At 62.2% G+C, this 23,741-nt stretch carries 18 protein-coding genes; 10 read left to right on the forward strand and 8 right to left on the reverse strand.

Annotated elements, in window-relative coordinates; genetic code table 11:
• Positions 1 to 16: 16 nt before the first annotated feature.
• Complete coding sequence (locus KVG91_RS26755; RefSeq protein ID WP_169375693.1) at positions 17 to 1,018, forward strand: dihydroxyacetone kinase subunit DhaK; 1,002 nt, start codon at positions 17 to 19, stop codon at positions 1,016 to 1,018.
• 3 nt (positions 1,019 to 1,021) lie between these two features.
• Positions 1,022 to 1,669, forward strand: a complete 648-nt coding sequence (gene dhaL / locus KVG91_RS26760; protein ID WP_169375694.1) for a dihydroxyacetone kinase subunit DhaL — start codon at positions 1,022 to 1,024, stop codon at positions 1,667 to 1,669.
• On the opposite strand, the gene KVG91_RS26765 is transcribed toward dhaL, so the two are convergent.
• Both KVG91_RS26765 and KVG91_RS26770 read right to left on the reverse strand, forming a co-directional pair.
• Complete coding sequence (locus tag KVG91_RS26765) at positions 1,660 to 2,643, reverse strand: sugar-binding transcriptional regulator (RefSeq protein ID WP_169375695.1); 984 nt, start codon at positions 2,641 to 2,643, stop codon at positions 1,660 to 1,662. The two genes, dhaL and KVG91_RS26765, sit on opposite strands and share 10 nt — an antisense overlap.
• Positions 2,644 to 2,679: 36 nt before the next feature.
• Positions 2,680 to 3,903 carry a XylR family transcriptional regulator gene (locus KVG91_RS26770; RefSeq protein ID WP_169375696.1) on the reverse strand — a complete coding sequence of 408 codons (1,224 nt, stop codon included), beginning with the start codon at positions 3,901 to 3,903 and terminating at the stop codon, positions 2,680 to 2,682.
• Between the two features lie 139 nt (positions 3,904 to 4,042).
• On the opposite strand from KVG91_RS26770, the gene xylA reads away from it, so the two are divergent.
• The 4 genes from xylA (at position 4,043) to KVG91_RS26790 (ending at position 9,369) form a co-directional block, all read left to right on the forward strand.
• Entirely contained in the window at positions 4,043 to 5,359 is a 1,317-nt protein-coding gene (xylA, locus tag KVG91_RS26775; RefSeq protein WP_169375697.1) for a xylose isomerase, read from the forward strand.
• A gap of 199 nt (positions 5,360 to 5,558) precedes the next feature.
• Complete coding sequence (gene xylF, locus KVG91_RS26780; protein WP_169375698.1) at positions 5,559 to 6,557, forward strand: D-xylose ABC transporter substrate-binding protein; 999 nt, start codon at positions 5,559 to 5,561, stop codon at positions 6,555 to 6,557.
• Between the two features lie 130 nt (positions 6,558 to 6,687).
• Entirely contained in the window at positions 6,688 to 8,232 is a 1,545-nt protein-coding gene (gene xylG, locus KVG91_RS26785; RefSeq protein ID WP_169375699.1) for a D-xylose ABC transporter ATP-binding protein, read from the forward strand.
• Positions 8,233 to 9,369 (forward strand): sugar ABC transporter permease, encoded by a 1,137-nt coding sequence (locus KVG91_RS26790; protein WP_169375700.1) that lies wholly within the window; start codon positions 8,233 to 8,235, stop codon positions 9,367 to 9,369. It abuts the gene before it with no gap.
• Positions 9,370 to 9,731: 362 nt separating this feature from the next.
• Here the strand turns inward: KVG91_RS26790 and KVG91_RS26795 are convergent, their stop codons facing one another.
• From KVG91_RS26795 to KVG91_RS26805, 3 genes are all read right to left on the reverse strand, one after another.
• Entirely contained in the window at positions 9,732 to 10,652 is a 921-nt protein-coding gene (locus tag KVG91_RS26795; protein ID WP_169375701.1) for a substrate-binding domain-containing protein, read from the reverse strand.
• A gap of 17 nt (positions 10,653 to 10,669) precedes the next feature.
• Positions 10,670 to 12,655: a methyl-accepting chemotaxis protein gene (locus tag KVG91_RS26800; protein WP_169375702.1), complete on the reverse strand. Its 1,986-nt coding sequence runs from the start codon at positions 12,653 to 12,655 to the stop codon at positions 10,670 to 10,672.
• A 260-nt stretch (positions 12,656 to 12,915) separates the two neighbouring features.
• The gene (locus KVG91_RS26805) at positions 12,916 to 14,166 is read right to left on the reverse strand and encodes a glycoside hydrolase family 68 protein (protein ID WP_169375703.1); all 1,251 of its coding nucleotides are present in this window, start codon (positions 14,164 to 14,166) and stop codon (positions 12,916 to 12,918) included.
• A 981-nt stretch (positions 14,167 to 15,147) separates the two neighbouring features.
• On the opposite strand from KVG91_RS26805, the gene KVG91_RS26810 reads away from it, so the two are divergent.
• Positions 15,148 to 15,456: a DUF6124 family protein gene (locus KVG91_RS26810; protein WP_169376185.1), complete on the forward strand. Its 309-nt coding sequence runs from the start codon at positions 15,148 to 15,150 to the stop codon at positions 15,454 to 15,456.
• 126 nt (positions 15,457 to 15,582) lie between these two features.
• Here KVG91_RS26810 and KVG91_RS26815 read toward each other — a convergent pair whose 3' ends face one another.
• Entirely contained in the window at positions 15,583 to 17,082 is a 1,500-nt protein-coding gene (locus KVG91_RS26815) for a CoA-acylating methylmalonate-semialdehyde dehydrogenase (protein WP_169376186.1), read from the reverse strand.
• Positions 17,083 to 17,190: 108 nt separating this feature from the next.
• On the opposite strand from KVG91_RS26815, the gene KVG91_RS26820 reads away from it, so the two are divergent.
• Positions 17,191 to 18,129 (forward strand): LysR family transcriptional regulator, encoded by a 939-nt coding sequence (locus KVG91_RS26820; protein WP_169376187.1) that lies wholly within the window; start codon positions 17,191 to 17,193, stop codon positions 18,127 to 18,129.
• Between the two features lie 170 nt (positions 18,130 to 18,299).
• Positions 18,300 to 19,982, forward strand: coding sequence for an AMP-binding protein (locus KVG91_RS26825; protein ID WP_169376188.1), 1,683 nt, complete (start codon positions 18,300 to 18,302; stop codon positions 19,980 to 19,982).
• A 55-nt stretch (positions 19,983 to 20,037) separates the two neighbouring features.
• Here the strand turns inward: KVG91_RS26825 and KVG91_RS26830 are convergent, their stop codons facing one another.
• Positions 20,038 to 21,312, reverse strand: coding sequence for a glucarate dehydratase family protein (locus tag KVG91_RS26830; RefSeq protein ID WP_169376189.1), 1,275 nt, complete (start codon positions 21,310 to 21,312; stop codon positions 20,038 to 20,040).
• Entirely contained in the window at positions 21,309 to 22,676 is a 1,368-nt protein-coding gene (locus KVG91_RS26835) for an MFS transporter (protein WP_169376190.1), read from the reverse strand. Before KVG91_RS26835 ends, KVG91_RS26830 begins: the two co-directional genes overlap by 4 nt.
• A 107-nt stretch (positions 22,677 to 22,783) precedes the next feature.
• On the opposite strand from KVG91_RS26835, the gene KVG91_RS26840 reads away from it, so the two are divergent.
• Complete coding sequence (locus KVG91_RS26840) at positions 22,784 to 23,683, forward strand: LysR substrate-binding domain-containing protein (RefSeq protein WP_169376191.1); 900 nt, start codon at positions 22,784 to 22,786, stop codon at positions 23,681 to 23,683.
• Positions 23,684 to 23,741: the final 58 nt, after the last annotated feature.

A 23,741-nucleotide genomic window follows, 5' to 3' on the forward strand; every position in this document is an offset into this window, starting at 1 on the left:
ACAAAAGGAACACGGCATGAATCGAGTCATTAACGATCCAGACCTGGTGGTCGAGGACATGCTTGCGGGCATCCTGGTGGCGCACCCGGAACTGGCGCAGTACGAGAACAATCCACGGGTGATCCGCAAGCGAATCGCTTCACCGGCCGGCCAGGTGGGCATCGTCACGGGCGGCGGCTCGGGCCATGAGCCGGCATTCCTCGGCTATGTCGGCCCGGGCCTGGTGGATGCGGTGGCGGTCGGCGAAATCTTCTCGTCGCCTACCGCCAAGAGCTTCTTCGATGCGTTCCGCGCCGCCGACCAGGGCGCGGGCGTGGCCTGCCTGTACGGCAACTATGCCGGCGACAATATGAACGTGAAGCTGGCGATGAAAATGGCCGCCAGCAAAGACATGAACATCCGCACCGTGGTCGCCAACGACGACGTGGCCTCGGCCCCTGTGGTGGACATCGCCAAGCGGCGCGGCGTGGCCGGTGAGATTTTCATGTGGAAGATCGGCGGTGCCGCCGCCGCCCAAGGCTACGACCTCGACGGCGTGATCCGCGTGGCGCAGAAGGCCGTGGACCACTGCCGCTCCATCGGCGTGGGCCTCACGCCCTGCACCATCCCGGCCGTGGGCAAACCCAACTTCCAGATCGCCGACGGCCTGATGGAACTGGGCATCGGCCACCACGGCGAACCCGGCATCGAGGTGGTGACGGTGGAATCCGCCGCGGCCATGGCCGAGCGCATGCTCGCGCCGATCCTGGCCGACCGCGACTTCACCCAGGACCAGAGCGTGGTGGTGCTGGTCTCCGGGCTCGGCGCCACGCCGGTCATGGAACTGTACATTTTCTATGCCGAGGTCGAGCGCCTGCTGCGCGCCAAGGGCCTAAGCATTCACCGTTGCTATGTGGGCAACTACTTCACGTCCCTGGAAATGATGGGCGTGACCCTGACCCTGCTCGGGCTGGATGCCGAACTGAGCAGCCTGATCGACAGACCGTGCCGCTCCATCGGCATGACCCAAGCGGAGTGAAGCATGAGCGAGCATTTCCCCAGCAACAGCGGTAGCGCCATCGTCACCAACCTGGTGTCGATCATCGTGGCCAACCGCGAATACCTCAGCGAAGTGGACGGCGCCATCGGCGACGGCGACCACGGCATCAACATGGCCAAGGGGTTCTCGCGCTGCGGCAAGACCCTGCAAGGACGCGAACTGTCCCTGGCCGAAGCCCTGGACGAGCTGACCCTGGCCTTGATGGAAGGCATCGGCGGCTCCATGGGCCCGCTGTATGGCAGCCTGTTTATCGGCATGGCCGATGAGGTGCGCGGCCGCGACAGCATCGATGCCGCGAGCTTCGCCAGGCTGCTGCGCGGCGGCCTGACATCACTGCAAGACATCAGCGACGCAGGCGTGGGCGACAAGTGCCTGATGGACACCTTGATTCCGGCGGTCGAAGCGTTTGAGCAGGCTCAGGCCAGCGGTGCGTCGTTCAGCGAAGCCTTGCGCCGGATGAAAAGCGCGGCGTCCCAGGGCCGCGATTCCACCCGTGACCTGGTGGCGAAAATCGGCCGCGCCAGCCGCCTGGGCGAACGCTCCCTGGGCGTGCTGGATGCGGGCGCGGTGTCCTGCTGCCTGATCCTGACCAATCTCGCCGAATCGGTCGAGGCCCGCCTTCACGCCTGACGGCGCGTGGCGTCATCCAGGGCGAGGATCGTGTAGGCATTCGACACGGTCGTCGCCAGGGTGTTGATCACCCCGGAGCGCAACGCGCCGAGGGTGGCGGCGGCCTTGGTGTTCTCGCTGGCGATCGCCACCACGTCGGGAATGCGCGCCAGCTCCTGCACCGAAAGGCCGATCACCCTGCCCTGCATGGCGTTGACGGCCGGCTGGCCGTGGATGTCGATAAAGTCGTAGCCCATCATGTCGCCCACCGTACCGGACACGCGTGCCTGGGCAATTTCCTGGGGCGAGAACCAGCCCATGCGCACCATGTTGCTGTTCTCGCTCATGTCGCCGATGCCGATCAACGCGATATCAGCGCGGCGCGCGCGGTCGAGGGTCGAGCGCACGGTGTCGTTGTTGATCAGCACGCTGCGCAGTTCCGGGTTGGCCACCAGAGCCGGGGCGTAGAGGGTCTCGCTCTCGGCGCCGAAACGCAGGGCCAGGCGCCGGCAGATATGGTCGGGGTTCATGTATTCGCCGGCCTTGAGCGAGCCACCGATCGCGCACACAAAGGTGCAATTGCGCGTCACCGGCAGGAACACATTATCGGCCACCGCGCCCACGTTGCGGCCCATGCCGACGGCGATGATCATGCCGTCGCTGAGGGTCTTGTTCAGGTAATTGGCGACCAGGCTGGCGACCGCCGAGCGCTGGGTGTCGGGGTCGCCATGGTCGACCGCGATCAAGGCACGGTCCAGCTGGAAGCGTTCGACCAAGGCGTGTTCCAGCTCAGTGTTCAGGGCCGGGTGCTGCAATACCCGCACTTCCACCACCCCTTCATCACGGGCGCGCTTGAGCAAGCGGCTGACCTTGACCCGAGACAGGTCGAAGCGCTTGGCAATGGCTTCCTGGGTGATGTTGTCGAGGTAATAAAGCATGGCCACTTCGGTCATCAGGTCGATGTCGCTGGCGGCACGCTGGGCACTGTCGGTCATGGGAGCTTCCATTTACGCCACAAAAAACCATTCTCCCTAGTCTGTGCGGTGCAAGTCCAGCGGCGAATGGCCTCGGGCCGCAAAGTTTGCCGGGACGTGCTGATACTCCCGTGGCGTGCAGCCAAACTCCCGGCGAAACACGGTGTGCAGGTACTGCGCCGAGGTGAAGCCGCACTGCTGTGCGATGTCGGCAATCGCCAGGGTGCTGCTGCGCAAGCCTTTGGCGGCGCTGGCGAGTTTGAAGCGCAGGATCTCGTCATGCACGCTGCAGCCGCGCACCTTGCGAAAGTGCGCTTCCAGCGATGAACGCGACACGCCGACATAGGCCGCCACCTGCGCAGTCTTGATGCCCTGGCAGGCGTATTGACGAATGAACAGCAGCGCCTGCATCACGTACGGATTGCCCAAGGGTTGGTGCAGGCTGGACGCCTGCACATTGATTGCATCCGGCGGCACCAGCACCTGCGTGCCCGTGCACGGCTTGCCATGCAGCATCTGGTGCAACAGCGCGGCAGCGGTGCGGCCCATTGTTTCGGTGCCCTGGATCACCGAACTCAACGGCACGCGCGTGAGGGTGCGGGTCAGCGGGTCGTTGTCGATGCCGATCAGCGCCACTTCCTCCGGCACCGCGATGCCCGCAGTAAGGCAAGCCTGCAGCAATTGCCGCGCGCGGGCGTCGGTGACCGCAATAATGCCGATGGGCTTGGGCAGGCTTTGCAGCCAGGCAATCTGCTGTTCCACCGCGCTGTCCCACAGCGGCGCACTGGTGCCCAGACCGCGATAGATCTGCACCGGCAACCCGTCCCGCTGCAACAGGCGCTTGAAGGCTTTCTCACGTTCTTGGGCCCAGCGATTGGCCTGGGCTTCAGGCAAGCTGAAGCAGGCAAACCGGGTCAGGCCGGCCTCGATCAAGTGCTCGTAGGCCATCCGCATCAACGCATCGTTGTCCGTCGCCACATAAGGAATGCCTTTGGGGTAGGCGCTCGCATCCTCATAGGAACCGCCCACCGCCACCACCGGCACCTTGCTACCGGCCAGCGCCTCGCCGATCAGCGGGTCGTCGAAGTCGGCAATGATCCCGTCGCCCTGCCAGCGCTCGATGCCTTTGAGGCGGCACAGAAAATCCTCTTCCAGGAACAGGTCCCAGGAAGCGCGGGTGCTGCTCAAGTAATTGCCGATGCCGGCGATGATGCCACGGTCGTAGATTTTGCTGCCGTTGAAAAGCAAGGCGATGCGGTGCACGGGCGGTAGGGTTTTCATTGTTTTTGTCCTGGGGCCGGTGGGTGCAGGTTAGACCCTGCCACTCAAAATCGCACCATGGCTTGGTGATTTTCATAATCGCCAGCCCTCATGCCGTTGCTAGTATCGAACCACCGCCAAGAACAATAAGGAAAACGCCATGCCGTACTTCCCCGGTGTCGAGAAGGTTCGCTTCGAAGGCCCCAGCAGCGACGCCCCCCTCGCCTTTCGCCATTACGACGCCAACAAGCTCATCCTCGGCAAGCCCATGCGCGAGCACCTGCGCATGGCGGCCTGTTATTGGCACACCTTTGTATGGCCGGGGGCGGATATGTTTGGCGTCGGCACGTTCAAGCGGCCGTGGCAGCGCAGCGGCGACCCGATGGAACTGGCCATCGGCAAGGCAGACGCCGCCTTCGAGTTTTTCTCCAAGCTGGGCATCGACTACTACAGCTTCCACGACACCGACGTCGCGCCCGAAGGCAGTTCGCTCAAGGAGTATCGCGAGCACTTCGCGCAGATGGTCGACCACTTGGAGCGCCATCAGGAACAGACCGGGATCAAGCTGTTGTGGGGCACCGCCAATTGCTTCAGCAACCCGCGCTTTGCCGCCGGCGCCGCGAGCAACCCGGACCCGGAAGTGTTCGCCTACGCCGCCGCCCAAGTGTTCAGCGCGATGAATGCGACGCTGCGGCTCAAGGGTTCCAACTACGTGCTGTGGGGCGGTCGCGAAGGCTATGAAACCCTGCTCAACACCGACCTGAAACGCGAGCGCGAACAGCTCGGGCGCTTTATGCGCATGGTGGTGGAACACAAGCACAAGATCGGCTTCAAGGGCGATTTGCTGATCGAGCCCAAGCCTCAGGAGCCGACCAAGCACCAATACGATTACGACAGCGCCACGGTGTTCGGCTTCCTGCATGAGTACGGCCTGGAGCATGAGATCAAAGTGAATATCGAGGCCAACCACGCGACGCTGGCCGGGCACAGCTTTCATCATGAGATTGCCACGGCGGTGTCGCTGGGAATTTTCGGCAGCATCGACGCCAACCGCGGCGACCCGCAGAACGGCTGGGACACCGACCAGTTCCCCAACAGCGTCGAGGAAATGACCCTGGCCACCTATGAAATCCTCAAGGCCGGCGGCTTCAAGAATGGCGGCTACAATTTCGACTCCAAGGTGCGCCGCCAGAGCCTGGATGACGTGGACCTGTTCCACGGCCATGTCGCGGCCATGGATGTACTGGCCCTGGCCCTGGAACGCGCGGCCGCCATGGTGCAGAACGACCAGCTGCAACAGTTCAAGGACCAGCGTTATGCCGGCTGGCAGCAGCCGCTGGGCAAAGCGGTGCTGGCGGGCGAGTTCAGCCTGGAGTCCCTGGCCGAGCATGCGTTTGCCAACGAACTGAACCCGCAGGCCGTGAGTGGGCGCCAGGAGATGCTTGAGGGTATCGTGAATCGGTTTATCTACACCTGATATATGCGGTTTTGTAGTGAGCGGGCTCGCCCCGCGCTGGGTGGCGAAGCCGCCCCAAAACCAGTCGTCCCGTGTTGACCTGACACACCGCGGCGGTACGATTTGGGGCGGCTTCGCCACCCAGCGCGGGCAAGCCCGCTCACTACAAGTACAGTGTTCGTCTAGAGTCTTTCCAACAACAATAAAAGGACGCACCACCATGAAGTCATTCAAACGTACCCTGCTCGCCACCGCCCTGGCCCTGCTCGCACTGCCGGCCATGGCCGACCCTGCCCACCCGAAGATCGGTTTTTCCATCGACGACCTGCGCCTGGAGCGCTGGTCCCGCGATCGCGATTATTTCGTCGCGGCCGCGGAAAAACTCGATGCCAAGGTCTTCGTGCAATCGGCCGATGCCAATGAGCAGAAGCAGATTTCCCAGATCGAGAACCTGATCTCCCGTGGCGTCGATGTGATCGTGATCGTGCCGTTCAACGCCACCGTGCTCACCAACGCCGTCGCCGAAGCCAAGAAGGCCGGGATCAAGGTGGTGTCCTATGATCGCCTGATCCTCAACGCGGACATCGACGCCTACATCTCCTTCGATAACGAAAAAGTCGGCGAGATGCAGGCCAGCGGCGTGCTGCAAGCCGCGCCTAAGGGCAATTACTTCCTGCTCGGCGGCGCGCCCACCGACAACAACGCCAAGGTACTGCGCGAAGGCCAGATGAAAGTGCTGCAACCGGCCATCGACAAGGGCGACATCAAGATTGTCGGCCAGCAATGGGTGAAGGAGTGGAACCCCACCGAAGCCCTGAGCATCGTCGAAAACGCCCTGACCCGGAACAACAACAAGATCGACGCCATCGTCGCCTCCAACGACGCCACCGCCGGTGGTGCGATCCAGGCCCTGGCCGCGCAGAAACTGGCGGGCGAGGTGCCGATCTCCGGCCAGGACGCTGACCTCGCCGCGATCAAGCGCGTGATCGACGGCACCCAGACCATGACCGTGTACAAGCCGCTCAAGCTGATCGCCACCGAAGCCGCCAAGCTCTCGGTGCAGCTGGCGCGCAATGAGAAACCAACGTACAGCTCGCAGTACGACAACGGCAGCAAAAAGGTCGACACCATCCTGCTGACCCCGACGCCGCTGACCAAGGCCAATGTCGACCTGTTGGTGAAGGACGGCTTCTATACCAAAGAGCAGATCGGCCTGTAGGAGCGGGCTTGCCCGCGAAAAACGTTAACGATAACGCAGCGCTGTCAGGCAGCCCTCGTCGCCTATGGGTTTTTCGCGAGCAAGCTCGCTCCTACAGTAATGTCGTCAGCCCTTTGTGTGAGCAATAGTAATGCCTGACTACCTGCTGCAAATGAACGGCATCGTCAAATCCTTTGGCGGTGTCAACGCGTTGAACGGCATCGATATCAAGGTGCGGCCGGGGGAATGCGTCGGCCTGTGCGGTGAGAATGGTGCCGGTAAATCCACCCTGATGAAGGTGCTGTCGGCGGTCTACCCGTACGGCACCTGGGACGGCGAAATCCTCTGGGACGGGCAGCCGCTCAGGGCCCAGTCGATCAGCGAAACCGAAGCGGCTGGCATCGTGATCATCCATCAGGAATTGACCCTGGTGCCGGACCTGTCGGTGGCCGAGAACATCTTCATGGGCCACGAACTGACCTTGCCGGGTGGGCGCATGAACTACCCGGCGATGATCCACCGTGCCGAAGCCTTGATGCGCGAGCTCAAGGTGCCGGACATGAACGTGGCGCTGCCGGTGTCCCAGTACGGCGGCGGCTACCAGCAACTGGTGGAAATCGCCAAGGCCCTCAACAAGCAGGCGCGCCTGCTGATTCTGGACGAGCCCTCCTCGGCCCTGACCCGCTCGGAAATCGACGTGCTGCTGGACATCATCCGCGGCCTCAAGGCCAAGGGCGTGGCCTGCGTGTACATCTCCCACAAGCTCGATGAAGTGGCGGCGGTGTGCGACACCATTGCGGTGATCCGCGACGGCAAGCACATCGCGACCACCGCCATGGCCGACATGGACATCGCGCAGATCATCACGCAGATGGTCGGCCGCGAGATGAGCAACCTCTACCCCACCGAGCCCCATGAGGTGGGCGAGGTGATTTTCGAAGCGCGCAATGTCACCTGCTATGACGTCGACAACCCCAAGCGCAAACGCGTGGACGATATTTCGTTCGTGCTCAAGCGCGGCGAAATCCTCGGCATCGCCGGTCTTGTGGGTGCCGGGCGCACGGAGCTGGTGTCGGCGCTGTTCGGCGCCTACCCCGGCCGCTACAGCGCCGAGGTGTGGCTGGACGGCCAGATGATCGACACGCGCACACCGCTCAAGTCGATCCGCGCCGGGCTGTGCATGGTGCCCGAAGACCGCAAGCGCCAAGGCATCATTCCCGACCTGGGCGTGGGCCAGAACATCACCCTGGCGGTGCTCGACACCTACGCCCACCTGACCCGCATCGACGCCGAGGCCGAACTGGGCAGCATCGACCAGCAGATCGCGCGCATGCACCTCAAGACTTCCAGCCCGTTCCTGCCGATTACCAGCCTGTCCGGCGGCAATCAGCAAAAGGCGGTGCTGGCGAAAATGCTGATGGCCAGGCCCAAGGTGCTGATCCTCGACGAACCCACGCGCGGGGTGGACGTGGGCGCCAAGTATGAGATCTACAAGCTGATGGGCGCGCTGGCGGCCGAAGGCGTGGCGATCATCATGGTCTCCTCGGAACTGGCCGAAGTGCTCGGCGTGTCCAACCGCGTGCTGGTGATCGGCGACGGCCAGTTGCGTGGCGATTTCATCAATGAGGGCCTCACTCAGGAACAGGTGCTCGCCGCCGCGCTCAGCCAACACAATAACAATCGGAAGACCGCGTAGATGAATCAGCTCAAACAGCTGTTTACCCGCTACAAAATGCTCGCCCTGGTCATCGCCGTGGCGGTGATCTGGCTGTTTTTCAGTTGGCAGACGGAGGGTGGTTTTCTCACGCCGCGCAACCTGTCCAACCTGCTGCGGCAGATGTCGATCACCGGGATCCTCGCATGCGGCATGGTGCTGGTGATCATCAGCGGCGAGATTGATTTGTCGGTGGGTTCGCTGCTCGGATTGCTGGGCGGACTGGCGGCGATCCTGGATGTGGTTTATCACGTGCCGTTGTTGGCCAATCTGAGCCTGGTCGCTTTGTGCGGCTTGATGATCGGGCTGGCCAACGGGTACATGACGGCCTATCTGCGCATCCCGTCGTTTATCGTCGGGCTGGGCGGGATGCTGGCGTTTCGCGGGATTCTGCTGGGGATCACCGGCGGTACGACCATTGCGCCGGTGTCGCCCTCGCTGGTGTACGTGGGCCAGGGGTATTTGCCGCACACGGTGGGCATCGGCCTGGGTGTATTGCTGTTTGCGTTGACCCTGTTCCTCACCTGGAAGCAACGACGCAACCGCGCGCTGCATGGTTTGGCGGCGCATTCACGGGTGCGTGACGCGGTGCGCGTGGTGGTGATTGGCGCCGTGCTGGCGGGGTTCGTCACCACCCTCAACAGCTACGACGGCATCCCCGTGCCGGTGCTGCTGTTGCTGTTGCTGCTCGGCGTATTCAGCTACGTCACCAGCCAGACCGTGTTCGGCCGTCGCGTGTATGCGGTGGGCAGCAACATGGAAGCCACGCGCCTGTCGGGCATCAACGTACAGGCAGTGAAGCTGTGGATCTTCGGCATCATGGGCGTGATGTGCGCCCTCGCCGGCCTGGTCAACACCGCCCGGCTTGCGGCCGGTTCGCCATCGGCGGGCAACATGGGCGAACTGGATGCCATCGCCGCGTGCTTTATCGGCGGGACGTCGATGCGCGGCGGTTCGGGCACGGTGTATGGCGCGTTGCTCGGGGCGCTGGTGATCACCAGCCTGGATAACGGCATGTCGATGCTGGACGTGGACAGTTACTGGCAGATGATCGTGAAGGGCAGCATTCTGGTGCTGGCGGTGTGGGTGGATGTGAGTACGCGGACCGGCCGGCGGTAGAGGCTACGCAAGAACGCAAGAGTTCAAATGTGGGAGCCGGGCTTGCCCGCGATGACGGTGGGTCAGGCAATACCTCTGTGACTGCCCTTCCACCACGGGGCAAGCCCGCGCAGGCCTTAGGGATCTACACAACTTTCAAAGGCTGAAAAATGTCCCCGTAGTGAGCGGGCTTGCCCCGCGCTGGGCTGCGGCCCAAACCAGGCGAATAGGGTTTTTCTGAAACTGCGCGGTGTCTTTATTGGGCGGCTTCGCAGCCCAGCGCGGGGCAAGCCCGCTCACTACAAAGAGGTGTAAATACCTATGCCCCTCCCACATTTGATTGCATTTCAAGGTTGGATCGCAGGGGTTGGTCTGCCCCTTCCCTATTCAAACGCCTGGCGATTCTCTGGCGTGATCAACTTGAACGGCACCCACACCACCGGCGACTCCAGCACCTCGCCGCGTACCAGGCGCAGCGCGGTGTCCACGGCGCCGCTGGCCTGGCCTGCGGCGTCCTGGAATACGCTGACGGCCATCTTGCCCTCGGCCATCAATTTCAAACCGTCCGGCGTGCCGTCGATGCCGCCGACCCAATAGTCCTTGGCCTGCTTGCCGGCTTTTTCCAGCCCCATGATCGCGCCGATCGCCATTTCGTCGTTGTTGGCCGCGACGATCGAAAAGTCGACGCCCTGCTTGACCCAGTCCATGACAATGGTGGCAGCCTGGCTACGCTCCCAGTTGCCGACTTTTTTCTGCACGACTTTCATATCCGGGTATTTGGCGACGACTTTTTCCACGTCTTCGGTGCGCATCAACGAGGACGCGTTGGCCGGGTCGCCCACCAGAATCACCACGTTGCCTTTGTAACCGGCGCGGCGCGCCAGTTCTTCCATCTGCAACGTGCCCGACTCCAGCTCGTTGGAGCCGACAAACGCCGTCTGCGCCGGCCATTTTTCCGGGTTCGGGTTGCGGTTGACGAACACCAGCGGAATCTTCGCGTCCGCGGCCAACTGCATCATCTGCGCCGCGCTTTTGCCGTCCACCATCGCAATGATGATCGCATCCACCTTGGCGTTGACCAGGTTGCGCAATTGACGCATCTGCAAATCGACGCTGTCCTGGCCATTCTCCATGAATATGTCGACGTTCATGACGCCGGCCTGTTGCTGCACGCCGTTGCGCAGCAGGGTCTGGAAGTTATCGTCGTATTTCGCCATGCCCACGCCCAGCAAGGGCGTGGCGGCCTGGGCCAGGCCCGGCACGAACAGCGTCGCACCCAGGGCGAGCATTAACCATGCTTTCATGTTCTGACTCCTGCGGCTCAAACGCTGAAATGGTGGAGCAGCTCGCGCTGCACTTTGGCCATGTTCGACAGCTCTTGGCTGCTGATGGCGGACTGCTCGGCACCGTCTGCCGTCTGCTGGGCTGAATCGTTGATCTGGATGACCATCCGGCTGGTTTCCTGCACCGTGGCACTCTGCTGCTCGGTGGCGGCGGCAATCTGGATGTTCATGTCGCGGATACTGTCGACCGCGTCGCTCATCGACAGCAGCAAATCACCGGCGCCCGAGGCCAGGGACACGCATTGGCTGGACTGCGCCTGGCTTTCGTTCATCACGTGCACCACCGAGTGAATTTTTTGCTGCATGAGCCCGATCATGTCCTGGATCTCGCTGGTCGAGGTCTGGGTACGGCTGGCCAGGGAACGCACTTCATCGGCCACGACCGCAAAACCGCGCCCTTGCTCGCCGGCACGCGCCGCTTCGATTGCTGCGTTGAGGGCAAGCAGGTTGGTTTGTTCGGCAATGGTGCGAATGGCCACCACAATGCCCTCGATGTTCTGTCCGTACTTCTGCAGCTCATCGGTCACTTGCGTGGCTTTGTTCACCTGGTCGGCCTGCTGGCGGATATTGACGATGGTCTCGGCCACGCGCTCCTGCACCTTGTGCGTGAGCTCACTGGTGTCGTCCACGGCCTGGCGGGTGTCCTGCGCACGCCGGGCAACTTCTTCGACCGTGCTTTCCATTTGCGTCATCGCCGAGGCGGCCGATTGCAAGCGGTCCTTCTGCTCGTCCACCACACGGGTGGTCTGCTCGCTGTTCAAGGCGTTATTGCCAGCGGTCACGGCCAGCGCATCGGCCGAGCTGATCAGTTCACGGAAGGTTTTCTGAAGGGCTTTGGTCAGCTCATTCAGGTAACCGCCCAACTCACCGAATTCATCTTTACGGCTGACATCGAAGCTGACCCGCATGTCGCCGGCGGTGAGCGTCTTGAGCACTTCGCGAAACGCCGCCAGCGGGCGCCGCAGGCTGAAGGCGACCCAAGTACCAATCGCCACGGCCGCCAGCACCGCCAGCACACAGGCGATCAACAGCACGCTGCGGCTGGTGCCGATAGTGGCATTGGCGGAATGGCTGGCCTGGTTGGCGACCTCCAGCGATTGGCTGCCGAACTCGGCGATGCGGTCGAGGGTGGCTTTGAGTGCCGCCTCAACCGCATTGCGTTGCTGCTGCACCTGCGCGGCGAGCTTCGCCTCGGCTTGATAGGCCTGGAACAGACCGTCAGCGGCGGTCAGGTCCGTCAGCAGGCGATTGACCATGACGCCGGCGATCCGCCCGACTCGCGGGTCAATCGCCGTCAGCGCCTGGGCCCGGGTGCTGATCACTTCGTCCTGCAGGTTCAGCACGCGCTGCAGTTTATCGATGGCGGGCGTGACGGTATGGGCCGCGAAGCCATCGTAGGATTTGTTGACTTCCAGCAGCAGTTGCTCTGCTGCGGCCACCTGTTGCGGTTCGTTGACGCTGCGTGCATGCGCGATGTAATCACGCAGATAACTGGTCAACTGCATCGCCTGCGCACTGCTGTAACCTTGCAGTTTGCGTGTCAGCGCCAACTGCTGCACATGCTGCAAATGGGAGGTCATCAAGGCCTGCGCCTGTTCGGCGTAGGCCGTGACGTGTTGGCGCTGCTGCGCCAGGTTCGCCCGCAGCGCCTCATGCTCACCGGTGTAGGCAGCGGTGCTGTCGAGCAACTGAGTGAACTGGGCGATGCTTTCGGTAAACGGCCGCTTGCCGTCCTCGATCTGCTTGGGGTCGGTGCTGATCTGAATGGCCAACAACGCCTGGTTGGCGCGCAGGATGTGCACGTAGAGCTCACTGGCGGCCCGGCTCAACGGCGCCGACTGGCCGGTGATGATGGACAAGCGACCGCCGATGGACTGCGTGTTCTGATAGCTGATCCCGGCCATGATCAGCAGCAACAGCACCAACACCGCAAATCCGCCGATCACACGCTGCAATATGGTCATGGCTACCCCTTTTTAATTTTTATTCGTTGTCCTGAGACGACCAGGCGTACACCTCCAAGTTCGGGATCGCTCGGGTGCTAGTGGCTGTATCGGCCCGGTGGGCGGGGACTTGATCAACGCGGTCAAAAAAAGTGGGAGGGAGCTTGCTCCCGATGACGGCAGGTCAGTCGATGTAACTGTCGACTGATCCACCGCTATCGAGGGCAAGCCCCCTCCCACATTTGCAGCATTTTATCTGCTGATAAATGGCCGCCAGACGGTCACTGGTTCAACACGACATCACGCATCGCGGGGATGTACCCGTAGTCATAAGCCTCCTGCACAAACGAACGATCACCCTTCAATACAATCCTGACGGTGGGCGCTTCGGTGCCGCCGATGCGGTAGTCATCGCCCTGGGTGGGCACGCTGTCAATAAACGACGTCACCAGGCCGTTGGGCATCACGCAGTGCGAATACGTCTGGAATGGCTGCGAGGGCGGGTTGCCGAGCACCAGCCCGGAGGCATTCATGGGTGTGTAAGGGCCGAACAGATGATCGCCGACAAACCCATAGACGCCGTCCGGCCCCGTCACGCCGTCGGCGTAGGTGAATTTATGACTGATGGTGAACAGGTAATACTTGCCGTCCTGGAACACATAGTGCGGCCGCTCGGTCTGGTCGTTCACGCCAACGGCGGTCACCAGCGGCGGCAGGATTTCCCAATCGTCACCGCTGAGGTCCTTGGCAACAGCGATGCCGATGCAGCCGACCTGATAGCGCGCCCCGCCCACGTCCTCGTGCCCCGGCGGCACCAGCCCCAGCTCGTTCGGGCCCACTTCGTGAGTGCCGCGCTCACCGGCGACGTTGCCTTCAAAGACCATGTACAGCTTGCCATCCACGGGGTCGATAAATGGGCTGGGATCACGAAAGTTCCAGGTCGCGTTCTGCGCTTCGGTTTGGTAATAGGTGCCGTCGGCGTCGAACAGCGATTTGACCTGGCTAAAGCCTTGCAGCTCCACACCGCTGTCGGAGGTGACCACCCGGCCACGCACCTTGGCAATCGTCGCCCCCGGCGTGACGCAGGTGTAATACAGGTCAATGTCACCGGCATTATTGAGCAGGATCGGTGTACCGGCCCATTCACGGGTGGTCGGCGAAACCCCTTCGGCCATGACACGGCCGCCGAAAATCCAGTCCTTGCCGGTGCGCGAGTACCAGTAGCAGATACGCGCATGGCCATGGCGGTCTTCCCAATCGCGCTTGATGTCGTAGCGGCCATCGGCGTTGATGAACTGTGGATCGTGCGGACGGCGATCGGCGGTGAGTGTGAAGATCACCGACCAGCCGTTGACGGATACCACCGTGCCATCAAGTTCACGCAATGGCATGGTGTCCCAGATAAATACCGTGTCACTCATGACAGGAAAGTCAGGACGCACTAACGGTTGCGTGGTCGTCGGGTCATTCTCATTAACTTTCAGCGCATCGGCCCGAGTCCAACGAGTGGGTGTGTGATTCGCGTGTTTCATGATGATGTCCTTTTACTGACGCTTAAGTGACAAGCGAAGATTGAATAACACATGAACAGCCAGCAACTTTCTGCTGACTGAAAAGAGCAAGCCAGCGTTGGCCTTAACGTGCGGGGCAAGGTTTAACATGGAAGCCTGGCTGTCGCAACGTGAAGAATTATTTAGGTTAAAAAGGCCATCACTGTATTTATATCCTTGATATAAAGACAGTGGCACTTACAATCAACGACAAGCAACTAGAAAGCTAGCTACTCAATTACCAGGCAGCAGGGCTGCGGGCCGGAGCCGTTACTCTTCTGCGCTTAACGGTATTGCGCGCCAAATTAAACCGAGCGCTTAGTTATCAGATTAGTTGCTATCGATATGAAATAAATCGCAGCATATCAAGTCTACGACCCACACTTACCCAGTAGGTATCTACACACTTTTGTAGTGAGCGGGCTTGTCCCGCGCTGGGTGGCGAAGCCGCCCCAATAAATACACCGCGCAGTTTCAGACAAACCCAATTCGCCTGGTTTGGGGCGGCTTCGCAGCCCAGCGCGGGGCAAGCCCGCTCACTACAAGGAGATATGCCAGCCTTGGAAAGTTGTGTAGATACCCAGGGCTATCGCAGGCAAGCCAGCTCCCACCTTGCCCGCATTCCACTGTTGGATCGGCGGGGTTAGTGGCATTTGGTCATGGTTTGTAAAAGGCCAGCAAGGCACATCCCTTTTAATTGCAGGACGTTTCCTAGACAATCCCTGCCGCCTTGTGCCTGCTGGAATCGGTGGCTAGTCTTCGCTCCGTCGCTGGGCTTCAGCGATCGGGTTTAGCAGCCTGGCTTCAATAGGCACACGGTTCACGTCCACTTTTATGGTGGCTGTGCGTGGGGCACCTTCGGGTGCGCTGGTTTCCTATTGACCGGTCTGCTAACCCGCGTACAGCTGCCACCTTCGTTTAGCAGCGTTGGCGGTAGCTCTCATGCTCAATAGGAGTTACACCATGAACAAAGTCCTACCCGACCCACCCCGCGACCCCGCCAAAGACCGCGCCGCCTTCAACCGCGCCATCGACCATTACCTGCCCACCCAAGGCTTTCACACCGTCAACGAAGACCTCAGCTTCGAAGATGCCCTGCTCTACACCGCCAGTTTGCTGGACAGTGCTTCGGCGACTGCGCTGGATTGCGGGGAAAAGTTGGAAAGCCCTGAGCGGGCGAAGATTCTGGCGGTGTGGCATTTGCTGGAGATTGCCAGGACGACGGTGGACCGCTCCATCGAGTGCCTGAAGCCTTCGATAGCCACTGCCTGAAACGCGGTTACCCCTGTGGGAGCGGGCTTGCTCGCGAATGCGGCGTGTCAGCCAGCACATCGGGCGACTGACACTCTGCATTCGTGAGCAAGCCCGCTCCCACCGGGGACCTGCTGTGTTCCTGAGTTATCTGGACACCGGCATCGCAAACTCCGCGCCCTGCTCGATGCTCTCCGACCAGCGCTGCATGATCGATTTCTGTTTGGTGTAGAAGCGCACACCCTCGGTGCCATACGCGTGCATGTCGCCAAACAGGCTCTTCTTCCAGCCACCAAAACCATGCCAGGCCATCGGCACCGGGATGGGCACGTTGATGCCGACCATGCCCACTTCGATGCGGCGTGCAAATTCGCGGGCGATGTTGCCGTCGCGGGTAAAGCAGCTGACGCCGTTGCCGAATTCGTGAGCGTTGACCAGTTTCACCGCTTCGGCGAAGTCGTCCACGCGGACACACGCCAGCACCGGGCCGAAGATTTCTTCGCGGTAGATGCTCATCTCTTGGGTGACGTGATCGAACAGGGTCGCGCCGAGCCAGAAGCCGTTTTCCAGGCCCGCTTCGGTGGGCACGTAATCGCGCCCGTCGAGCAGCAGTTGCGCGCCGGCCTGCACGCCTTGTTCGATGTAGCCGCGGATGCGTTCCAGCGCGGCGCGGGACACGATCGGGCCCATTTCGGCCTTCAAATCGCGGCCGTCGGTGATGCGCAGTTGCCGGGCTCGCTCGGTCAAGGCGGCGATGACTTTGTCACCCACGTCGCCCACCAGCACGGCGACCGAGATGGCCATGCAGCGCTCGCCGGCGCTGCCGTACGCCGCGCCCATCAGTGCGTCGACGGTTTTTTCGATATCGGCGTCGGGCATCACCACCATGTGGTTTTTTGCACCGCCCAGGCCTTGCACGCGCTTGCCGTTGCGCGCGCCGGTTTCGTAGATGTACTGGGCAATCGGCGTGGAACCGACGAAGCTCACGGCCTTGACGTCCGGGTGTTCGATCAGCGCGTCTACCGATTCCTTGTCGCCCTGCACCACGTTGAACACACCTTTGGGCAGGCCGGCTTCACGCAGCAGCTCGGCCATGAACAGCGAGGCGCTCGGGTCGGTCGGGCTTGGCTTGAGGATGAAGGTGTTGCCCGCTGCGATGGCGATCGGGTACATCCACATCGGCACCATCACCGGGAAGTTGAACGGCGTGACGCCGGCCACAACCCCCAGCGGCTGGCGCAGGGTCCAGTTGTCCATGCCACGGGAAACCTGGTCGGAATACTCGCCCTTGAGCAGGTTGGGAATGCCGCAGGCGAATTCGAGGATGTCGATGCCGCGGTCGACTTCGCCTTGGGCATCGGTAAAGACCTTGCCGTGCTCGGCGACGATAATGCGCGCCAGATCGTCCTTACGTTCACGCAGCAGGTGCAGGTATTCGAACAGCACGCGGGCGCGGCGAATCGGCGGCGTGTCCGCCCAACCGGCGAAAGCGGCCTGGGCAGCGGCAACGGCTTCGGCCACGGTCTGGCGGCTGGCCAGGGCGACGCGGCCGGTCTTTTCGCCGGTGGCCGGGTTGTAGACGTCCTGATAGCGATCGTCGCGGGACACGCGCTGGTCGTTGATGTAGTGCTCGATGGTGGTGGTCATGGCAGTCGATCCAGGTGGGTAGCGTTGGAGTACACCTTAGGCTTTCGCTTTGTTCCAAACCAGAGCAGAATCCAGAACTTATTGTCCACATTGGCGAACAATTAACCCATGGAAAAGACTGAGATCGAAGGGCTGTGGACCCACATCCACTGGCTGTCGGTGCTGGAGGAACATGGCACCTACACCGCTGCCGCCGCCCGCCTGGGCGTGAGCAAGTCCGCCGTCAGCCAGCGTATTTCCGACCTGGAAAAGGCCACCGGCACACGACTGGTCACGCGCACCACGCGCAGCGTGCGGCTGACCGAGGCGGGGCTGTCGCTGACCCGTGAAGTGCGCAGCGCCTATGCACAGATCGCGCGCGGTTTCTCGTCGGTGCGCGACTCGGTCGGCGAGATCCGCGGGCTGGTGCGCCTCACCGCACCGGTGGCATTCGCCCGTCAGCAACTGGTGCCGCACCTGTCGGCATTCTTGCAGCAGTACCCGCAAGTGCGTATCCAGCTGGATGTATCGGACGCCCTGAGTTCACTGGCCGCCGAGGGCTACGACCTGGCGGTGCGGCATGGCTTCCAGGTGCCCGAAACCCATGTGGCGTGGAAACTGTGCGATACCGGCTCGGTGCTGGTCGCCACCCAGGACTACCTGCAACGTCACGGCGAACCGCGTGAACCCGGGGACCTGTCCTCGCATAACTGCCTGTTCTATCCTCGCGGCACCGATCAGCCCGCCTGGACCTTCGAGCGCGGCAGCAAACACGTCGAACGCCTCACCGTGCCCATCGCCGGCAGCTTTGCCACCAATAACAGCGAAGCCTTGCGTGACGCCGCGCTCAGTCACTTGGGCATCGCCCTGCTCCCGGACTTCAGCGCACACGCCGCCCTGGCCGGCGGCACGCTGGTACAGGTGCTCAAGGGCTGGACGCTCAAGGGCGCGTTTGCCGATGAGATCTACTTGATAAGGCCTTACTCGCCGCATGTGCCGAAGTCGGTCAGTGCGTTGGTCAGCTATTTGAAGGACAAATTGTCGGGTGGGTTTCGGTTCGTGCCCTGACCCAGCCTCACTCCACCCGCCGATCCCCCCGCTCAGTACCCACGACTTTTTTGCACAACGCTCCTGTGTTTTTGAGCGTTCTGCTCTGATTTATGCGTGCCTATACTCGGTCCAGCCTCTCGGTTGCAGCCGAGGGCCAGTCCCCACAACAATAATCAAGGACAGCCACCATGACCCAGCCCTTCCTGGCCGCTCGGGATTTTCTGCTCGCTCACCGAACCGACTACGCCACCGCCGTACGGGATTTTCGCTGGCCGCAACTGGACGAATTCAACTGGGCCCTGGACTATTTCGACGCCATGGCCGAGGGCAATGCGGCCAATGCGCTGTGGATCGTCGAGGAAGACGGCAGCGAGCAGCGCTACAGCTTCCAGCAACTGGCCGCGCGCTCCAACCAGGTGGCCAACCACCTGCGCGCCCTTGGAGTACGTCGCGGTGATCGCGTGCTGTTGATGCTCGGCAACGATGTGGCGCTGTGGGAAACCATGTTGGCGGCGTTCAAGCTCGGCGCCGTGGTGATCCCCGCCACGGCCCTGCTGAATGCCGATGACCTGCGCGACCGCATCGAGCGCGGGCAGGTTCGCCACTGGGTGGTGGGCGAGGCGCATGTGCATAAATTCGCCGGGCTGGCCCACGGTTGCAGCCGTATCTGCGTGGGCTCGGCGCCTGCCGGCTGGGTCGCGCACAGTGCCGCTTATGAACACAACGAGCAGTTCGACGCCGAAGGCCGCACCCTGGCCACCGATCCGATGCTGCTGTACTTCACCTCCGGCACCACGTCCAAGCCAAAAATGGTGCTGCACAGCCACCAGAGCTACCCGGTGGGCCACCTGTCGACGATGTACTGGATCGGCCTGCAACCGGGCGATCTGCACTTGAATATCTCGTCACCGGGCTGGGCCAAGCATGCATGGAGTTGCCTGTTCGCGCCGTGGAATGCCGGCGCGTGCATCTTTATTCATAACATTGCGCGGTTCAGCGCACCGGCCCTGCTCGCGGCGTTGGAACGTTACCGCGTGACCAGCCTGTGCGCGCCGCCCACTGTGTGGCGCATGCTGATTCAGGAAGACCTGGCCAGCTACAAACCGCGCCTGAGCCTGCGCGAACTGGTCGGCGCCGGCGAGCCGCTGAACCCCGAAATCATCGAGCAGATCCAACAGGCCTGGGGCTTGCCGCTGCGCGATGGTTTCGGCCAATCGGAAACCACGGCCCTGGTGGGCAACACCCCGGGCCAAGTGCTCAAACCAGGCTCCATGGGCCGCCCGCTACCGGGTTACCAGGTCGCGCTGCTCGATGCCGAGGGCATTCCAAGCAGCGAAGGCGAAGTCGCCCTGCCCCTGGACGTGCGCCCGCTGGGCCTGATGCTCGGCTACGAAGACAGCCCGGAAAAAACCGCCGAAGTCATGCGTGACGGCTACTACCGTACCGGCGACACCGCGCAGATCGATGCCGACGGCTATATCACGTTCGTGGGCCGCGCCGACGATGTGTTCAAGGCGTCCGATTACCGCATCAGCCCGTTCGAGCTGGAAAGTGCCTTGATCGAACACCCGGCGGTCATGGAAGTGGCCGTGGTGCCCAGCCCTGATCCTGTACGCCTGGCCGTGCCCAAGGCGTTTCTGATCCTGGCCCATGACACAGCGGGCAGCGCCGAGCTGGCCCGGCATATCCTGGCCTTTGCCCGCGAACACCTGGCGCCCTACCAGCGGGTGCGACGTATCGAGTTCGTCACCGAGCTGCCCAAGACCATTTCCGGGAAGATTCGCCGCGTCGAGCTGCGCCAGATGGAGGTGCTGCGTCGCCAAAGTGACACGCGCGGCGAGCAGGAGCACTTCGAGGAAGATTTCGCCTAAAAAAGCCCGGTGATACACGCGGATGCGTCACCGGGCAAAGCGAAGCGACCAAGCTTCAGAAACGCGGTTTGACGGTCTTCCAGTCCGGCTGGTAACGCTGCATCTGTTTCACATCGTCGCGCTGGCGGATGCCGCAGCTGAGGTACTGGTCATGCAGCTTGCCCAGTTGATCAGGGTCAAGTTCCAGGCCCAGGCCCGGCGCGCGAGTGATGGTCACGCAGCCGTCGACGATGGGCAGCTTGCCGCCCTTGATTACTTCCTCGTCCGGCTCCTGCCAGGGGTAATGGGTGTCGCAGGCGTAATCGAGGTTGGGCACCGACGCGGCCACGTGGGCCATCGCCATCAGGCTGATGCCCAGGTGTGAGTTGGAGTGCATCGACACGCCCAGGCCGAAGGTATGGCACATTTTCGCCAGAACCTGGGTATCGCGCAGGCCGCCCCAGTAGTGGTGGTCGGCAAGCACGATCTGCACGCTGCCCAGCGCTACGCTGCGGCGGAACTCGTCGAAATCGGTGACCACCATGTTGGTCGCCAGGGGCAAGCCGGTGCGTTTGTGCAACTCGGCCATGCCTTCCAGGCCAGGGGTCGGGTCTTCGTAATATTGCAGGTCGTCGCCGAGCAGTTCGGCCATGCGAATCGAGGTCTCCAGGGACCAATTGCCATTCGGGTCAATGCGCAGCGGCACACCGGGGAAGGCCTTTTTCAGCGCCTTGATGCAGCGCACTTCATGTTCCGGCTCCAGAGCGCCGGCCTTGAGCTTGATGCTCTTGAAGCCGTAGGTGTCGATCATGCGCCGCGCCTGGGCGACGATCTGTTGTTCATTGAGCGCTTCGCCCCAACTGTCGGCCTTGTAGGGCGAATCGATGTGTTCGGCGTACTTGAAGAACAGGTAGGCGCTGAACGGGATCCGGTCGCGGATCGCGCCGCCGAGCAGGTCCACCAGCGGCACATTCAGGGAGTGCGCCTGCAGGTCGAGCAGCGCCACTTCGAACGCCGAGTAAGCGTTGCTCACGGCCTTGCTGGCATGGGAGCCCGGCGCCAGTTCCGCGCCACTGAGGCTCGCGGGTTTATGCGCGGCCACCGTGGCCTGGACGATCGCGCGCAGCCCGTTAAGGTTGAAGGGGTCGAGGCCGATCAGTTGCGGCTGCACCTGTTGCTGGATCGCCAGCGCCGGGGCATCGCCGTAGCTTTCGCCGAGGCCGATGTAGCCGGTATCGCTCTCGACCTCGATGATCGAGCGCAGGGCAAAGGCTTCGTGGATGCCGCTGGCGTTGAGCAGCGGCGGGTCGCGAAAGGCAATGGGCGTGACGGTCACGCGGACGATTTTCAAGAGGCGGCTCCTTGTGGGCCTGAACGCAGGGCGTGTGGGTGAGCAGTCGGTGTAGACGTGGGCGGCACGCTGCCCCGTGGCGAGGTGCGCGCAAAAAACACCACCACCGCCGCCAGCAGCGATGTGGCGGCCAGGCCGTATAACCCGCCTTCGATGGAGCCGGTGGTCTGCTCCAGCAAGCCGAAGGTGGTGGGCGCGACGAAGCCTCCCAGGTTGCCGACCGAATTGATCAGGGCAATCACCGCCGCAGCAATGCGCGCATCCAGGTAACCCTGGGGGATCGGCCAGAACAAGGCAGACGCCGCCTTGAAGCCAATCGCCGCGAAACAGATGGCGACAAAGGCAAACACCGGCCCGCCGGTGGTGGACATGAACATGCCGAAGGCGGCGATCACCAGCATCAGCGCCACCCACGCCTGCTGGTGTTTCCATTTGCTGGCCAGGGCGGCGAAAACGTACATGGCGACGATGGAAATCAACCAGGGAATCGAGTTGAACAGGCCGACCTGGAAGTCGCCCAGGTTGCCCATTTTCTTGATCATGCTGGGCAGCCAGAAGGTCGCGCCGTAGATGGTCAGGGCGATGGAAAAGTAGATAAAGCAGAACAGTGCGATCTGCCTGTCGGCGAGCAACTTGAACATCGACGGCCGCACGGTCTGCGCCGCTTCACGCGCTTGTTGTTCCGCCTCGATAGCGCTTACCAGTGCATGTTTTTCCTCCGCGCTGAGCCACTTCGCCTGATGCGGATGGGATTGCAGCCAGAACCACACAAAGCCGCAGAGCACGATCGAAGCAAAACCTTCGATCAGGAACATCCACTGCCAGCCATGCAGACTCAAGCCGTTAATGTGCAGCAACGCCCCAGACACCGGCCCGGCCAGCACCGAGGCAATCGCTGAACCACTGAGGAAAATCGCCATCGCCTTGCCGCGCTCGGAGGCCGGCAGCCACTGGGTGAAGTAATAGATGACACCTGGGAAAAACCCGGCTTCGGCGGCACCGAGAACAAAACGCAGGATATAGAAGCTGGTTTCACCCTTGACGAAGGCCATGGCCATCGCCGCCGCGCCCCAGGTGAACATGATGCGCGTCAGCCAGGCCCGTGCGCCGTAGCGTTGCAGCAGCAGGTTGGACGGCACTTCGAAGATCGCGTAGCCAATGAAAAACAACCCGGCGCCCAGGCCATAGGCCGCCGCGCCAATGCCCAGGTCGATTTCCAGGTGACTGCGCACAAAGCCGATGTTGACCCGGTCGATGTAGTTAACGATGAACATCACCACAAACAACGGCAGGACATGACGCTTGACCTTGGCGGCGGCGCGGGCAAGCACGTTCGGGTCCGGCGGATTCTGGAGGGTATCCAAGGGGTGACTCCCATTGATTGTTTTTTTAGGGGCGAGTCGATGATGGACGCCAGGTATTGTTCCCGTCTAATCTAACTTGGCATTCGATTGATACCGGAATTAGATCAATGTTCGAGCTGACTCAACTGCGCTGCTTCACCACCGTGGCCACCGAGCTGAATTTTCGGCGGGCGGCCGAACGGCTGAACATGACCCAGCCGCCGCTCAGCCGGCAGATCCAATTGCTTGAACATCATCTCGGCGTCGAGCTGTTCACCCGCACCACCCGCAGCGTGGCCCTCACCGCCGCCGGCCGTGCGTTTTTTATCGAAGCGCAGAACCTGTTGGAGCGCGCCCAGCAAGCGGCGGTGACTGCGCGGCGCTTCGCCGAGGGCGACATCGGCACGGTGAATATCAGCTTTGTCGGCAGCGCGGTGTATGAGTTTTTGCCCAGGGTGATCGCCGAGGCGCGACTCAAGCAACCCCACGTCAAGATCGACCTGTCTGAAATGAACACCTACCAGCAATACGAAGCCCTGCGCGCCCGTCGCATCGACCTGGGCATCGTCCGCGCACCGCTGCTGGAACCGGGTTATGCCACCGAATGCCTGGTGCGCGAGCCCTTTGTGCTGGCCGTACCGAGCAGTCATCGACTGGCCAACGCCGAGAGCGTCAGCGTGCAGGACCTGGACGCCCAACCGTTCCTGATGTACGCGCACTCGGCGTACCCGCCGTTCAACGAACTGCTCACCGGCCTGCTGCGCTCGGCCCGCGTCGCGCCGGAGTACGTGCAATGGCTGGGCTCATCCCTGACCATTCTGGCGCTGGTCAACGCCGGCATGGGCCTGGCGCTGGTACCGCGTTGCGCCAGCAGCGTGGTGTTCAAGAACGTGGTGTTTCGGGATATCGATTTGGGTGAAGGGGCGCAGAGCGAACTGCATTTGATCTGGCGCGAGAATAATGACAACCCGGCGTTTGCCATGCTGCTTGAGGGCATTCGCAATGCCGTGCGCTTGGGGTGGGGCTGACTGGCGGTTCTGGGGTGGGGTTGGGGTTGGGGTTGAGCTGGTTGCCGTGGCGGCCTTT

This window comes from Pseudomonas azadiae (assembly GCF_019145355.1).
Taxonomy (GTDB): Bacteria; Pseudomonadota; Gammaproteobacteria; order Pseudomonadales; family Pseudomonadaceae; genus Aquipseudomonas; species Aquipseudomonas azadiae.

What these genes read in the sequence shown, in the direction of transcription:
- KVG91_RS26815 (WP_169376186.1), bottom strand. Translation starts at nt 17,082, where the DNA reads ATGACCACCACCATCGAGCACTACATCAACGACCAGCGCGTGTCCCGC.
- KVG91_RS26800 (WP_169375702.1), bottom strand. Translation starts at nt 12,655, where the DNA reads ATGACCATATTGCAGCGTGTGATCGGCGGATTTGCGGTGTTGGTGCTG.
- KVG91_RS26755 (WP_169375693.1), top strand. Translation starts at nt 17, where the DNA reads ATGAATCGAGTCATTAACGATCCAGACCTGGTGGTCGAGGACATGCTT.
- dhaL (WP_169375694.1), top strand. Translation starts at nt 1,022, where the DNA reads ATGAGCGAGCATTTCCCCAGCAACAGCGGTAGCGCCATCGTCACCAAC.
- KVG91_RS26765 (WP_169375695.1), bottom strand. Translation starts at nt 2,643, where the DNA reads ATGACCGACAGTGCCCAGCGTGCCGCCAGCGACATCGACCTGATGACC.
- KVG91_RS26820 (WP_169376187.1), top strand. Translation starts at nt 17,191, where the DNA reads ATGGAAAAGACTGAGATCGAAGGGCTGTGGACCCACATCCACTGGCTG.
- xylA (WP_169375697.1), top strand. Translation starts at nt 4,043, where the DNA reads ATGCCGTACTTCCCCGGTGTCGAGAAGGTTCGCTTCGAAGGCCCCAGC.
- KVG91_RS26790 (WP_169375700.1), top strand. Translation starts at nt 8,233, where the DNA reads ATGAATCAGCTCAAACAGCTGTTTACCCGCTACAAAATGCTCGCCCTG.
- xylF (WP_169375698.1), top strand. Translation starts at nt 5,559, where the DNA reads ATGAAGTCATTCAAACGTACCCTGCTCGCCACCGCCCTGGCCCTGCTC.
- KVG91_RS26770 (WP_169375696.1), bottom strand. Translation starts at nt 3,903, where the DNA reads ATGAAAACCCTACCGCCCGTGCACCGCATCGCCTTGCTTTTCAACGGC.
- KVG91_RS26795 (WP_169375701.1), bottom strand. Translation starts at nt 10,652, where the DNA reads ATGAAAGCATGGTTAATGCTCGCCCTGGGTGCGACGCTGTTCGTGCCG.
- KVG91_RS26840 (WP_169376191.1), top strand. Translation starts at nt 22,784, where the DNA reads ATGTTCGAGCTGACTCAACTGCGCTGCTTCACCACCGTGGCCACCGAG.
- KVG91_RS26825 (WP_169376188.1), top strand. Translation starts at nt 18,300, where the DNA reads ATGACCCAGCCCTTCCTGGCCGCTCGGGATTTTCTGCTCGCTCACCGA.
- KVG91_RS26805 (WP_169375703.1), bottom strand. Translation starts at nt 14,166, where the DNA reads ATGAAACACGCGAATCACACACCCACTCGTTGGACTCGGGCCGATGCG.
- KVG91_RS26810 (WP_169376185.1), top strand. Translation starts at nt 15,148, where the DNA reads ATGAACAAAGTCCTACCCGACCCACCCCGCGACCCCGCCAAAGACCGC.
- xylG (WP_169375699.1), top strand. Translation starts at nt 6,688, where the DNA reads ATGCCTGACTACCTGCTGCAAATGAACGGCATCGTCAAATCCTTTGGC.